Annotated in this window: 14 protein-coding genes; 11 read left to right on the forward strand and 3 right to left on the reverse strand. The window is 35.3% G+C overall.

Going from position 1 to position 14,649, the window contains the following annotated elements; all coding sequences use genetic code 11:
- Positions 1–285 precede the first annotated feature (285 nt).
- The gene (locus SGJ10_04225; GenBank protein ID MDZ4757334.1) at positions 286–858 is read right to left on the reverse strand and encodes a fasciclin domain-containing protein; all 573 of its coding nucleotides are present in this window, start codon (positions 856–858) and stop codon (positions 286–288) included.
- 254 nt (positions 859–1,112) lie between these two features.
- Between SGJ10_04225 and SGJ10_04230 the strand changes: the two genes are divergently transcribed.
- The 11 genes from SGJ10_04230 to upp all read left to right on the forward strand — a co-directional run bounded on the left by SGJ10_04230 (position 1,113) and on the right by upp (position 11,833).
- Positions 1,113–2,921 carry a hypothetical protein gene (locus SGJ10_04230; protein MDZ4757335.1) on the forward strand — a complete coding sequence of 603 codons (1,809 nt, stop codon included), beginning with the start codon at positions 1,113–1,115 and terminating at the stop codon, positions 2,919–2,921.
- Positions 2,922–3,019: 98 nt separating this feature from the next.
- A complete protein-coding gene (locus SGJ10_04235) occupies positions 3,020–4,207 on the forward strand; it encodes a homogentisate 1,2-dioxygenase (protein MDZ4757336.1) in 1,188 nt (395 codons plus the stop codon).
- Between the two features lie 18 nt (positions 4,208–4,225).
- The gene (hppD, locus tag SGJ10_04240; GenBank protein MDZ4757337.1) at positions 4,226–5,386 is read left to right on the forward strand and encodes a 4-hydroxyphenylpyruvate dioxygenase; all 1,161 of its coding nucleotides are present in this window, start codon (positions 4,226–4,228) and stop codon (positions 5,384–5,386) included.
- Positions 5,387–5,479: 93 nt separating this feature from the next.
- Positions 5,480–6,544, forward strand: coding sequence for an acyl-CoA desaturase (locus SGJ10_04245; GenBank protein MDZ4757338.1), 1,065 nt, complete (start codon positions 5,480–5,482; stop codon positions 6,542–6,544).
- Positions 6,545–6,573: 29 nt separating this feature from the next.
- Positions 6,574–7,524 (forward strand): 1,2-phenylacetyl-CoA epoxidase subunit PaaA, encoded by a 951-nt coding sequence (gene paaA, locus SGJ10_04250; GenBank protein ID MDZ4757339.1) that lies wholly within the window; start codon positions 6,574–6,576, stop codon positions 7,522–7,524.
- Between the two features lie 15 nt (positions 7,525–7,539).
- Positions 7,540–7,830, forward strand: a complete 291-nt coding sequence (paaB, locus tag SGJ10_04255) for a 1,2-phenylacetyl-CoA epoxidase subunit PaaB (GenBank protein MDZ4757340.1) — start codon at positions 7,540–7,542, stop codon at positions 7,828–7,830.
- Positions 7,831–7,839: 9 nt separating this feature from the next.
- Entirely contained in the window at positions 7,840–8,598 is a 759-nt protein-coding gene (paaC, locus tag SGJ10_04260) for a 1,2-phenylacetyl-CoA epoxidase subunit PaaC (GenBank protein ID MDZ4757341.1), read from the forward strand.
- The gene (gene paaD, locus SGJ10_04265) at positions 8,592–9,101 is read left to right on the forward strand and encodes a 1,2-phenylacetyl-CoA epoxidase subunit PaaD (GenBank protein ID MDZ4757342.1); all 510 of its coding nucleotides are present in this window, start codon (positions 8,592–8,594) and stop codon (positions 9,099–9,101) included. Before paaC ends, paaD begins: the two co-directional genes overlap by 7 nt.
- A gap of 12 nt (positions 9,102–9,113) precedes the next feature.
- A complete protein-coding gene (locus SGJ10_04270) occupies positions 9,114–9,497 on the forward strand; it encodes a group III truncated hemoglobin (protein ID MDZ4757343.1) in 384 nt (127 codons plus the stop codon).
- A gap of 7 nt (positions 9,498–9,504) precedes the next feature.
- Positions 9,505–10,890, forward strand: a complete 1,386-nt coding sequence (locus SGJ10_04275) for an MBL fold metallo-hydrolase (protein ID MDZ4757344.1) — start codon at positions 9,505–9,507, stop codon at positions 10,888–10,890.
- Positions 10,891–11,188: 298 nt separating this feature from the next.
- A complete protein-coding gene (upp, locus tag SGJ10_04280) occupies positions 11,189–11,833 on the forward strand; it encodes a uracil phosphoribosyltransferase (protein MDZ4757345.1) in 645 nt (214 codons plus the stop codon).
- A gap of 42 nt (positions 11,834–11,875) precedes the next feature.
- Here the strand turns inward: upp and SGJ10_04285 are convergent, their stop codons facing one another.
- Positions 11,876–13,216 carry an RNA methyltransferase gene (locus SGJ10_04285; GenBank protein MDZ4757346.1) on the reverse strand — a complete coding sequence of 447 codons (1,341 nt, stop codon included), beginning with the start codon at positions 13,214–13,216 and terminating at the stop codon, positions 11,876–11,878.
- Positions 13,209–14,306 carry a hypothetical protein gene (locus SGJ10_04290; protein ID MDZ4757347.1) on the reverse strand — a complete coding sequence of 366 codons (1,098 nt, stop codon included), beginning with the start codon at positions 14,304–14,306 and terminating at the stop codon, positions 13,209–13,211. Before SGJ10_04290 ends, SGJ10_04285 begins: the two co-directional genes overlap by 8 nt.
- Positions 14,307–14,649 lie beyond the last annotated feature (343 nt).

Genomic DNA, 14,649 nt, shown 5'->3' on the forward strand with positions numbered 1-14,649 from the left:
AATATATTCTTAGTTTATTATTCATGAGCTTTGTTTTCACAAAAGATAAAGTATTTAAAGTTCGTAGTTTTGTTTTCCTTATTACTTATATTGCAAATATACCATACCTGCACACACCGACCAAATTCAATCAGGCGTCAGCCCCATATTCCTCACTACTTGTTCCTCCATCCTAAAAATCATGCGTCAGCCACTTACTCCTTAATCCTTCGTACTACTAAAAAAAGGTACGAACATTTCTGCCCATACCTTCTTAATTTAATAATTCAAAAAATATACAAAAAACTATTTCGCTGCTGGGGGAAGCAATACTGCGTCAATAACATGTATTATGCCATTACTAGCTGGTACACTTGCTATGATAGTTGCCGTTCCGTTTATCATTGTTTTCCCATCCTTTTTCGAGATAGTAATATTGCCACCGTTAACTTGTCCTATTACCTGACCATCTTGCAAAGCATCTTCTTTATACACCCCAACCGATACATGGTATTGTAATATATCCTGTAATGTTTCTTTTTTGTCAGTTTTCAATAATCCTTCTACAGTGCCTGCGGGAAGTTTATCAAAAGCAGCATTGGTAGGTGCAAAAACCGTGAATGGCCCTGCATTACTTAATACGTCTACCAATTCGGCAGCCTTAACTGCGGTAACCAAGGTAGTATGATCCTTGCTACCAATAGCAATACCTACAACATTCTTTACTGAAGTCTCGTCCTTTACTCCCGATTGTCCTGTTTGTGGTGTAGCTTCGGTGTTTGAAGTAGCATTTGATGCATTTTCTCCATTACCTGAGTTGCACGACACACTTATTACAAGTGCACCGATAGCAATAAATAGTTGAAATTGTCTTTTCATAATAATATATATGTTTTTATTATACGGGTACAAAAATATAGGTATCTATAATTATGATTATATGATTACAGTCATACATTTCCAAATTAAATAAATAAAATCATAAAAACACTTCAATATCATTCTATCTTTAATGAAGGAAAAGGTCACTTTACAATAAAACATGACAACTGTCATATTTTTACCAATACAATGAAACGTACTTTGCACTCCAATTAGGACATTGTAATTTGTATAATATTTAATATTGCAAAATGAAAAATTCGATTGCTCATTCATTTCATATACCCGTTATGGGACTTGGCTTCACCATTGACACGCCAATAAAAGTGGCTCATTTTGGTATTTCTTCTGTTATCTCCATTGGAGAGGATCAACTAGTAGAAGATATGCGTAAGCATTATTGTGAATGCTATCAATTGCCCTATATCGCTATTTCCGAAAAAGAAGAAGATTACCGAGCCCGAAGAATCACATCTTATCTAAATTTGGTAAACGAATTGGTTATTCAAAGTACAGAAATACTGAGACAACAACCCTTTATAATTGGTTCTGATATCATGAAATATTTTGATTTACTGCCTGACAATTCAAGTGAGAGGATAAAATATCATATCATGCTTCAAACAAATCATAAGGCGGCAAAAGAAATATTGCAACAAGAATTACGTTCATCAATTTGTGCAGGAGCAATCGACGTTAATATTATGTCCAAATTAAACAAAACCAATTATGGTAAAGACGGTTCCCCGCTGCCCAATGAATACTCCGATGCCTTGTCAGCACTGCGTGGGTTTGCATTAAGTGGGCTTGAATCGTCAGTAGTTTTCTCAGCAGGATATAATCCAAGACTATATAGCTATATTGAATCGTTTGCTGATTTTTATCCCAACAAAAAAGGAGAAGTAAAAAAGAAAATTATATTAAAAGTAAGTGATTATAGAAGTGCGGTAACACAAGGAAAAATACTAGCAAAAAAAGGTTTGTGGATTTCTGAATATAGAATTGAATCGGGCTTAAACTGCGGTGGGCATGCTTTTGCCACCGAAGGACTGCTATTGGGGCCTATACTAGAAGAATTCAAATTAAATAGAGAAGAACTTGCTCAAGAATTATATACTATTTGTAACCAATCATTGGTTTTAAATCAAAAAAATAGTTACCCTACAATACCTGATTTGAAAATAACAGTACAAGGAGGTATCGGTACCAGTTTCGAAAATAAATTATTAATGGAGTATTACGATATTAATGGAACAGGTTGGGGAAGCCCATTTTTGCTGGTTCCTGAAGCTACTAATGTAGACGAAGAAACTTTGCAACAATTGGCCAATGCAAAACAAGATGATTATTATTTAAGTAATTCTTCACCCTTGGGAATACCCTTCAATAATTTTAGAAAAACATCATCAGAAAAGCAAAGATTACAAAGAATTGCAAAAGGAAAACCAGGTAGTCCTTGCTATCGTAAGTTTCTATCTTCAAATACCGAATTTACGGAGAAGCCTATATGCACCGCATCTCGACAATATCAGAATCTTAAGCTCAAACAATTGAAGGAACAAGATCTTTCGGCTGATGAATTTAAAAAGGTATATAATGAAATAACTGAAAAAGATTGTCTTTGCACTGGACTAAGCTCTTCGGCGTTTTTAAAAAACAATATAGTTCCCAAGCATCATTTAACCGCTGTCGTTATATGTCCTGGGCCAAATCTAGCTTATTTTTCTGGTGTGTTTACACTGAAACAAATGGTAGATCATATTTACGGAAGAGTTAATATTCTCAATAGTGTGAAGCGACCAAATATGTTTGTAAACGAATTGGGTATGTATGTAGAATATTTAAAAAAAGAAATTGATAAAAATATGAACTCACTTAATAATAATAAGATTCGATACCTCAAAACATTTCAATCCAATTTGCTAGAAGGTGTGAACTATTATAAAAACATGAAATCCAATATTATTAAAGAACTTGAAGGGTTCAAAAATGAAATGAATCAAGAACTAAGCAAATGGGAAAGTGCCATCAATGGATTGATGATTCCTGTGCAGGTGTAAAATCGAACGTATCAAAATCATATTAAAAACTGACAACAGTCATAAAGTGATTGGGGTGTTTTGAAATAATTTTACAGCATCATTTTAAACACCATATTATGCCACTTTATCGTCAAGTAGGATTAATACCACACAAACGTCATATTGTATTCCGTCAGCCCAATGGCAGCTTGTATCACGAGGAATTATTTGGGACGGAAGGATTCGCAGGAATTTCTTCTTTACTATATCATTTGTACCCGCCCACAATGGTGAAGGAACACGGACAACCTTATAGCATCAAACCGGTAATTGATATAGAAGATAATTTGCAAGCCCGCAGCTATTTGGGATTTGAAGTTGCAGCAGAAGATGATTATATCCAAAGTCGTAAAGTACTTTTTGTGAATGATGATTTGCATATAGGTTTGGCATCGCCACGCAAAAGTTTTAATGATTATTTTTTTAAAAATGCCGATGCAGACGAAATAATTTTTGTACACCGTGGTTCTGGCACCCTAAAAACAATGTATGGTAAAATTCCATTTGAGTACGGCGACTATATAATAATACCACGAGGAACTGTATATCAAATTGATTTTGATACTGAAGATAATAAATTATTATTTATTGAATCGTTCAGTCCTATTGAAACGCCTGCCAGATATCGTAATCAGTACGGACAGTTCTTAGAAAATTCTCCTTTCTGCGAACGTGATTTTAAATTTCCAGCAGACATGGAAACGCATGATGAAAAAGGAGATTTTAAAATTAATATTAAAAAGCGTGGATTAATATATCCTTATATATATGGTACCCATCCTTTCGATTTGGTGGGATATGATGGCTGCAGTTATCCCTATGCCATTTCTATTTTTAATTTTGAGCCCATCACAGGTCGTATACATATGCCACCACCTATCCACCAACAGTTTCAAGCAAATAATTTTATGATTTGTTCTTTTGTTCCACGTTTATATGACTATCACCCCAATGCAATTCCAGCACCATATCATCATAGTAATATAGATAGCGATGAATTATTATATTATGTAGATGGTGATTTTATGAGCCGAAATAATATACAAAAGGGACAGATTACGCTACACCCTGCAGGATTGCCTCATGGGCCGCATCCAGGAGCCATAGAACGTAGTATTGGCAAGAAAGAAACACAGGAATTGGCGGTAATGATTGACCCTTTCAAGCCCGTAAAAGTAACAACCGAAGCATCCAAGATTGAGGTGCCCGACTATTATCATTCATGGCTTGAAAAAACTCCCGAAAAAGAATTACTAATTGACTAAATATATATAATAATCAAAATGGAGACTTTAGATTTAACTACAGTAGAAAATTATCAATATTCTGAAAATAAAAAAGTATTCGATAAAGCTCAGGATTTTTTGCCCATCAATGGAACAGACTATGTAGAATTATATGTAGGCAATGCAAAACAGGCGGCTCACTATTATAAAACTGCTTTTGGGTTTCAGGATTTGGCTTATGCAGGATTAGAAACTGGCGTTCGCGACAGAACTTCTTATGTACTACAACAAGGAAAAATTCGTTTGGTGCTTACTACTCCTTTTGAGGGCGAGAGTGAGATCGCCAAGCACCTAGCAAAACATGGTGATGGCGTGAAGGTAATTGCACTTTGGGTGGACGATGCTTATGATGCATTTCATCAAACAGTATCGCGTGGTGCAAAACCCTATATACAACCAGAAACGATTATAAGTGCAAATGGAACTATTTGCAGAAGTGGCATACATACTTATGGAGATACTGTTCATATATTTATTGAACGCAAAAATTATAACGGGTTGTTTTTACCTGGATATGAAAAATTAGAAACCGAATATCATCCTATTGCTACTAGTTTGAAATATATAGATCACATGGTAGGAAATGTGGAATTAGGTTCGATGAATACTTGGGCCGATTTTTATGGAAATGTAATGGGATTTGCAAACCTTGTAACCTTCGATGATAAAGATATATCAACGGAGTACACGGCTTTGATGAGCAAAGTAATGAGCAATGGAAATGGTTATATCAAATTTCCAATTAATGAGCCCGCAATTGGAAAAAAGAAATCGCAAGTAGAAGAATACCTAGATTTTTACAAAGGTCCAGGTTGCCAACATATAGCAGTTGCAACGGATAATATTATATTTACCATTTCGGAAATGCGTAAACGAGGTGTAGAATTTCTATATGTTCCAGGAAGTTATTATGATACGGTAAGGGATAGAGTAGGTATTATAGAAGAAGATTTGGAACAACTGAAAAAATGGGGAATTATGGTGGACAGAGATGAAGAAGGATACTTATTGCAAATATTTACAAAGCCTGTAGAAGACCGCCCAACCTTATTCTTCGAAATTATACAACGCAAAGGAGCAAAATCATTTGGCAAAGGAAATTTTCAAGCTTTGTTCGAAAGTATAGAGGCCGAACAAGCCCGCAGAGGAACCTTATAGGAACTGTCAGTCTGAGTTTATCGAAGGCGGTCTTCGATAAACGCAGACTGACAAGAATAAGAAAATAACAAATGAATAACTGAATAATAGAAAATGAAACAAAAAGTAACGTTTAACAATAGCACTACTCCGTTTATGGATAACCTGAACGAGAAAGTAAACAAATATTTCAAAGATCGAAATATAAAGAGAACAGGGAATTGGAAATTATATACAAAATCCCTTATTTTATTTCCAGCCCATATCGGATTATATATATTGATGATTTCGCTACACCTCAATCCGATATATAATGTTTTGGCAGCGATTCTACTCGGAATTTCCTCGGCATTGATTGGGTTTAATGTGATGCACGATGGCTCTCATGGCGGCTATTCAAAGAATAAAATTTTAAATTCTTTGATGGCTTATTCTGCAAATCTAATTGGAGCCGAAGCTCATTTTTGGAGAACAAAACATAATGTGTTGCACCATACTTATACCAATGTAGTTGGAATGGATGATGATATTGACAAACATCCTTTGTTCCGTTTTTGTGAGCAGCAAGAGCATAAACCCATGCATCGTTTTCAATATATCTATTGGATATTTTTATACCCACTTTCATCTATCGGTTGGCTATATTATGGTGATTTCAAAACCTATTTTACAGGAAAAATATTAGACTATAGTTTCCCTAAAATGAGCACCCAAGAACATATCATATTTTGGATCACTAAACTTATAAATCCAGTACTGTTTATTATCATACCGATATACTCGCTTGGCATTGTACCTGGGCTATTATGTTTCCTTTCCATGCACTTTGTATTGAGTTATATATTGAACATTGTATTCCAACTGGCACACGTGGTTGAGGGTACTTCGTTTGCAAGGAAACAAGATGGAAAAATACAAAAAGAATGGGCCATACATCAGGTAGAAACTACTGCTGATTTTGCCACAAAAAGTAAACTGGTAAGTTGGTTTGTGGGAGGTCTCAATTTTCAAGTAGAGCATCATTTATTTCCAAAAATAAGTCATGTACATTATCCCGCTATCAACAAATTTGTGAGAGAAACCTGCAAACAATTTAATGTGAAATATATAGAAAATCCAACATTTATTGGAGCATTTTGGTCACATATCCGATACTTAAAGCAACTTGGCGTTAATTAATAAAACTATTATAATATATAAAATAATTTATGATATCCGAAGACCAAAAATTAGTAAAATTCCAAAAAAGAATTGATGCTGAAGAAAAAATTGAACCATTGGATTGGATGCCCGAGGCCTATCGCCAGACGCTGCACAGACAGATTTCGCAGCATGCACACTCGGAAGTGATAGGTATGCAACCCGAAGCAAATTGGGTATTGCGTGCACCAACTTTACGTGCGAAAAAAATATTATTAGCCAAAATACAAGATGAAGGCGGACATGGATTATATCTTTATTCTGCTGCGGAAACTTTGGGTGATGATCGTGCGGAAATGATTAACCAACTGCAAACAGGAAAAGCCAAGTACTCGAGCGTATTTAATTATCCCACGCTCAACTGGGCTGATATGGGTGCCATCGGCTGGCTAGTAGATGGAGCTGCAATTGTGAATCAAACGATGCTGGCAAAATGTTCTTATGGTCCTTATTCACGAGCTATGATTCGTATATGCAAAGAGGAAGGTTTTCATCAAAGACAAGGATATGAAATTATGGGAAAGATGATGAATGGAACTGCTGCCCAACATAACATGGCACAAGATGCAATGAATCGTTGGTGGTGGCCAGCACTTATGATGTTTGGCCCAGCAGATTCTGAATCGGCACATACCACAGAATCGATGAAATGGAAAATAAAAGTGGAAACAAATGACCATCTTCGTCAACGATTTATTAATAGAACTGTGGAGCAAGCTTATCATTTAGGATTAACGATTCCCGATCCTTTATTAAAGTATAATAAAGACACCATGAATTGGGATTTTGGCCCCATCAGTTGGGATGACTTTTGGGATGTGGTAAAAGGCAATGGACCCTGTAATCATCAGCGTCTGAATCATCATATCAAATATCATAAGGAAGGTAATTGGGTGCGTGAAGCAGCTTTAGCTTTTGATGAAAAAATGAATAAAAAAATAGCAATCGTATCACTATAAAAAATATATTATATTATGGAAAATAATAATCAATTTCCCCAATGGGAAGTATTTATGCAAACAAAAAATGGTGGTCCACACGAACATCAAGGAAGTGTGCATGCAGCCGATAAGAATATGGCTCTGCAAAATGCAAGGGACATATATACCCGACGCAACGAAGGCCGCAGCATTTGGGTAGTTCCCACCGATTTAATCGCGGCTACGAACCCACAAGATGATGCGGAATTTTTTGACCCTGCAATTGATAAAATATACCGAACTCCTAATTTTTATAAAATGCCACAAGGCTCCACCCACCTATAATATATAATTATGAATACCAGAGATGCATTATATAATTTCTGCTTGCGATTGGCAGATAATAATTTGATTTTAGCACAACGTTTGGCTGCATGGTGCAGTCGCGGCCCTATATTGGAAGAGGATTTGGCCATGACCAATATATCACTCGATTTATTTGGGCAAGCGGAAAGTATGTTTGAATATGCAGCATCATTATATGACAATAAATATACTACCGATGATTTGGCTTTTGGTAGAAACGAAAGAGCGTATTATAATAATTTATTGGTGGAGCAGCCCAATGGAGATTTTGCGTATACAATGATGAAACAATTTTTGTATTCAACTTTTGCAAAACATTTATATGAGGCTTTGTCGAGTAGTAATGATGAAATGATAGCGGGCCTGTCGGCAAAGGCATTGAAAGAAGTAAAATACCATGTACGGCACAGTAGTGAATGGGTGATTCGTTTTGGAAATGGAACTGAGGAAAGTATTGGTAGGGCACAGTTTGCATTGGATGAACTTTGGAGATATACCAGTGATATGTTCTTGATGAACGAAACTGATACAGAACTTATTTCTACAGGAATAAGTACAAGTTTGGATGATATATATACCAAATGGGAGTATGAGATAACTGAAATTTTGAATGAAGCCAATATGCTTATTCCTGAATATAATAATAATATAGTAGGAGGCCACAATGCTATACATACCGAACATCTTGGTCATTTACTTACTGAAATGCAATATTTACACCACGCACACCCAGAAGCAAAATGGTAGACCATAAAATACATATTACAGAGAAAAAGGTATGGGATTTACTATTTGAAATTCCTGATCCTGATATACCTGTTATCAATATTGTCGAATTAGGATTGGTAAGAAATATAGAAATAACAGATGATGAAAAGGTGATTGTTACAATCACACCGAGTTACTCTGGATGCCCTGCTATGCCAGTGTTTAAGGAAGATATATATAATAAGATGAGCGAAGCAGAAATAGAGGATGTAGAAATAAAAATATCCTTATTACCTCCTTGGACAACAGATTGGCTAAGCAATGCTACCAAAGAAAAAATGAAGCAACATGGAATTGCTCCTCCTGAACAAAGTTCGCACCATGATATAAAATTATTTACCAATTCGAAAAATAAGATCACTTGTCCGCATTGCAATAATAATGATACGCAGCTAACAAGTCAATTTGGCTCCACACCCTGCAAAGCCCTATGGTATTGCAAAAGCTGCCAGCAACCGTTCGAATATTTTAAATGCCATTAGTATATATAATATATGAAGCTGGATATTGCAAACAGGACAGATATTACAAAAATAGTTGATCAATTTTATAATAAAATTAAAGAGGACAAATTGTTGGGAACAATTTTTACAGATGTAGCACACGTAAATTGGGAAAAGCACTTGCCAAAGATGTATGACTTTTGGGAATTTATACTACTTAAGACCGGTGAGTATAATGGTCGTCCGTTCCCACCACATCTGGCACTTAATCACGTGGTTCCTTTAAAAGGTATGCATTTTGAGCGGTGGCTTAGTTTATTTCATCAAACAATTAATGATTTATTTGAAGGAAAAAAAACAGAAGAACTTAAACTCAAATCATCACAACTAAAGGAAATCTGGAATGCAAAATTTGATTATATAAATAATAATTAATACAGCCATGTATATACAACAACTTTATACCAATTGCCTGGCACAAGCTGCCTACTATATAGAAAATAATGGCCAAGCAGCTATCATAGATCCCATGCGTGATGTGGATGAATATATAAATTTGTTGCACAACAGGGGGGCAAAATTAAAATATATATTTGAAACACATTTTCATGCTGATTTTGTTTCGGGACATATAGACTTGGCAAAAAAAACGGGAGCAAAAATTATTTTTGGTCCAGGAGCTAAACCCAGCTATGAAGCCGATATAGCTGGAGATGGAGATACTTTGTTTCTTGGTGAATGTCAAATAAAAATACTACATACTCCTGGTCATACTATAGAATCTATATGTTGTTTGCTCATGGATGAAAATGAAAAACCGTATGCACTTTTTAGTGGCGATACACTGTTTGTAGGTGATGTGGGGAGGCCTGATTTATTGAGCGGTAATTTATCTGCTGCAGAACTAGCATCACAATTATATGATTCGCTCAATAACAAAATAAAAAATTTGCCTGATGATGTTATAGTATACCCTGGTCATGGGCCTGGCTCGGCTTGTGGACGTAGCTTAGGCCAAGAATTACAATCAACTATCGGTATGCAAAAGCAGTTGAATTATGCATTACAACCAATGGACCGAAAAGATTTTATTGAAGCCGTTACAGCAGATCAACCTGCTCCTCCACCCTATTTTTTTAAAGATGCAGCGATTAATAAATATGGATATGAACCACTTGAAAAAGTGACAAAAAAAGCACATCGAAAATTATCAACCAACGATATAAATGAGCAACTAAAAAAAGATATTACTATCCTGGACGTGAGAACGGAAACTGAGTATACCAATCTACATATTAAAGGCTCTATACATATTGGGCTAAATGGCTCTTACGCAGTGTGGGTAGGCACTTTGATAGATATCAATCAACCTATAATAATAGTTTGCGAAAAAAATACAGACAAGGAAGCTATAACAAGATTGGGAAGAATAGGTTATGAAAACATTATAGGATATTATGATGATGATATTATACATTTGACTGAAATTGGAAAGGAACTTTGTGGGTTGAAATGTATAGAAGCAAAAAAACTATTACCTGAATTGTCAAATGAAAAAAATATAGTACTGGATGTGAGGACTGTGAATGAATATAATACTTCTAAAATACCAAATTCTCTTAATATACCCTTAAACGAACTTCTTTCAAACCTACATAAACTGAACAAAACTGATTCATACTTAATAAATTGTGCAGGCGGATATCGTTCGTTGATTGCTGCGTCCCTCATGGAGAAGAATGGATTCACCAGTATCACGAATGTGAATGGAGGCATGAGTGCTATAGAAAAGGAAGCTGCGGAAATATTATATAGTTCTGTTTCATAATTTGGAGCATGGCGTCGCGAGGGCAAAGAAATTTTATCCCGAAATTTTCGGCACGTTGAAGTCAATCTAGCAGAAGTATTGACTACATTACAATTGTGTCTTCGCTTTAAACAGATACTTCGTCTCGCCTAAAATCTGTTCTATTTTTTTAAGGCTATTCTAGGCGAGACTCAGAATGACGAATTCTAACTATATTTGCATTGTTGTTTTTCGTTAACCATTCTATAAATTGCCGTTCCGAGGCATCAGAAGACCATTAACCCCGCCGCGGCGGGAACCATTAATCATTAACAATTATATGCATATCCTCAACAAAGAAAACTCCATCGCAAACCTATACCTGGCCGAACTGCGTGACAAAAGTATTCAAAATGACCGCATGCGTTTTAGAAATAATATAGAAAGAATTGGGATGTTGATGGCCTATGAAATATCCAAAAAATTTCATTATCAGGAAAAACATATTATAACACCGCTTGCTGATACAACAGTATTTTTACCTACTGGCGATTTGGTAGTAGCCACCATTCTGCGAGCTGGAATGCCTTTTATGAATGGGTTCTTAAACGTTTTTGAAAATGCAGAGGCTGCCTTTATTGGAGCCATGAGGGGCAAACATAAAGCAGACCATTCCTTCGATATTGATTTGGATTATGTTGCTTGTCCTTCACTTACAGGAAAAACTTTAATTATATGTGATCCGATGTTGGCTTCTGGAAAATCATTGGTAGAAGGATGTAATTCTTTGATGGAACATGGGATGCCTACACATGTACATTTGGCCTGTGTAATTGCAAGTCCTGAAGGAATTGCCCATGTACAAAAACATTTACCTGATGCTACGCTTTGGTTAGCTGCGGTTGATGATAGTTTGAATGAGGATTTTTACATAATTCCTGGCTTGGGCGATGCTGGAGATTTGTCTTTTGGGGAGAAGTTGTAATATATTGCAGTTACAATAAAGCAACTACAATATATTATAGCATTATAAATTCCTAATTCTCCACTCAGTAGGATAATAATTATTACTTCTATTTTCCAAATTTTTTATCAAACCTAAAGGCAAATTTTCATAGCATAACATTGCCCACCCCATTGCATCATCAAGCATTACAGGGCTTTTTCGTAGAAAGTTTAAAGCTGTTTCTTTATCAATATCTATTTTATTAAATTGTATATTATGACTATGCATCATACACAATTCATGATCAGCGATTAATTCATTTCGTATCACTTTTCCAAGCTTTACACCGCGTTTATATATATTCAAATAGTTACCGACAAACTGCAATTCGGCAGGATGCTTTTTATAATATATATCCCTTTTCATATCAAACAAATTTTCCTTATCCAAAACTATATATTTATCTAATACCGCTCTGTCGTGCTTGGTAATCATGGGCAAGCCGAGTTTGGTATTATAATAGGGAACTTTGCTATCACCCACCAATTCTTCAGTTTTTTGTAATACAGAAATAAAAAATCCTTCCGAATCTAATTTGTTGGGGTAAAAACGATAACCATATTTTGTTTGATAAATATGTGAATAGGGCAAAGGGATATTCACCACTTCTGCTCCCAAAGTATTACATATATATTCTACAATTTCTTCATTTTCTTCAACACTATAGCTACAAGTTGAATATATCATAAAACCACCTGCTTTAATTGATGGCCACACATCTTCAACAATTCGCTGCTGCCTTAAACTACAATGTACTACACTATCTACACTCCAGTGCTCGATACTTTGTGGGTCTTTACGAAACATACCCGAACCACTGCATGGAACATCAGCTACTACCAAATCGAAAAAGCCTTTGATATTGGAAAAACTCTTAGGGTCATTTTGCGATATATATATATTATCATTTCCCCATTTCACGATATTTTCATATAATATACTGACCCGTGTTTTATTGGTTTCGTTGGCTAAAATAAATGTATCTTTATCCAAAACCGAAGCCAAATCCGTAGTTTTCCCACCCGGTGCTGCACAAAGGTCTAGAGCATTTTTAATTTTATTGGTTTTAAGCAATTCTTGTATAATAGTACCCACAAACATACTCCCTGCTTCTTGCACATAATAAGCACCTGCATGATAAACAGGATCAAGAGTAAATGAAGGGCGTTCGGGCAAATAAAATCCCTGAGATGCCCATGGAATTTGCTCCCTGTTTTCTATATAAGATGACGAGGGTTTATTTGGATTTAAACGAATACTTACAGGCGGAATATCGGCAATGGCTTCAGTCAATGAATCTATATCTGCACCAGGCTGGTGACGCAAATGTTCTATAAAGGCGGGTGGGAGTGATTTATTCATAATATATAATTGTTCGTTCTACAAACTCTTTTGCTTCGCTATTTACAAAGGTAGTTTTGCTAAGCCAATTTCCTTTTTTATCGTAAGTATATTGGTAAGTAGTTTTGCTATTGATATCATCATTAGGTTTTATTTCAACTACCTCTTTCACATTTCCATATTTGTGATACGAATAAGATATGTAATGCTGAGAACTGGTATCTTTTAAAAGTTTGCCATGCCAATCGTGCTGCTGATACTCGGTTGCTGGCACTCCTTTTTCATCGTAAGAGATTACTACGGTCTCTTTAATTTTTTTCTTCTTATCATAACTTATCGCTTCCCTCCTAGACAAGATAGAATCCATGCTATAAACTATTTTTTCAACAAGTGTATCTTTACTATCATACTTATATTGAACTATTTCATATATTCGCCCATCTCCCAATACCCACTTGTGCTGAATCTCTTTCCCTGTAGAACTGTATTGGTTATTTTTTATGAAGTTTAATTCATACTTTTTATAGTTTTCTACATAATTATAGGCTCTTGATTCTGCAATTGTACCTTTAGCATAATTGATATAGGTGTTTTTCCAATTAAATCTTTCATAAGGATTTATTATATAACTTTCAACTAAAAATCCTTTGTTATCATAAATAAATGTATCGATATATAATGTGCTACCATTGGCACGATAGGCAGTTGCAGTGATTTTATGTCCGGCATTATTATACACATTTACAAACTTGCTGTCTAAGTATGACTCAGGATTAAAATATTCACGCACTTCTATTTCGTGATCCCACTTATCATAAGTGTATATAGCCTTATGCGAGGAATTATCTTCCATACTATAACGGCCATCTAGTATTATATTTTTTGCAGAATCGAATTCAAGTTCAAACTTCATGATATTGGCAACCTTTTGAACTTGAGCTATAGTACCCTTGGCAGCATATACATTTCTGCTAATATATTTTACCTTGCCTTGCACATTCTCCTCTAGCAATCGGTCGTTCTTGCTATATTCCTTTACCTGTGCATGCAACTTTTGATTTACCAAAAGCCACAAACAACAAAGCAGGGGTATTAAAAAACGATTATTCATTCTGAACGAGTTAATTTGCAAATCTAACAATTTATAGTGATTCTAATTTTTTATTTAACAATTTAATTTTGAAGTAAAAGGTCGTCGCTACAGGACTAGGCTTTGCAGTGATGCTTTCTTTTTACCAAAAGGCCACCCCTATTGGGTTTGAATAGCTCGTCCTAAAATAAGTTTACATTTGTTTATTAGTCCCAGAGCGACGACCTTTTGGTAAAAAATGCCTGATGCGATTAATAAAAGTCCTGTAGAGAGGGCCTTATAAAAACATAAATCTTCTACCAAAATAGTAATCGTAAGCTTTTATAAGCTTCTATTGATTAAGTTGAGATTAAGCGTTAATTTT

Source organism: Bacteroidota bacterium, from assembly GCA_034439655.1.
GTDB lineage: Bacteria > Bacteroidota > Bacteroidia > UKL13-3 > UKL13-3 > CANJUD01.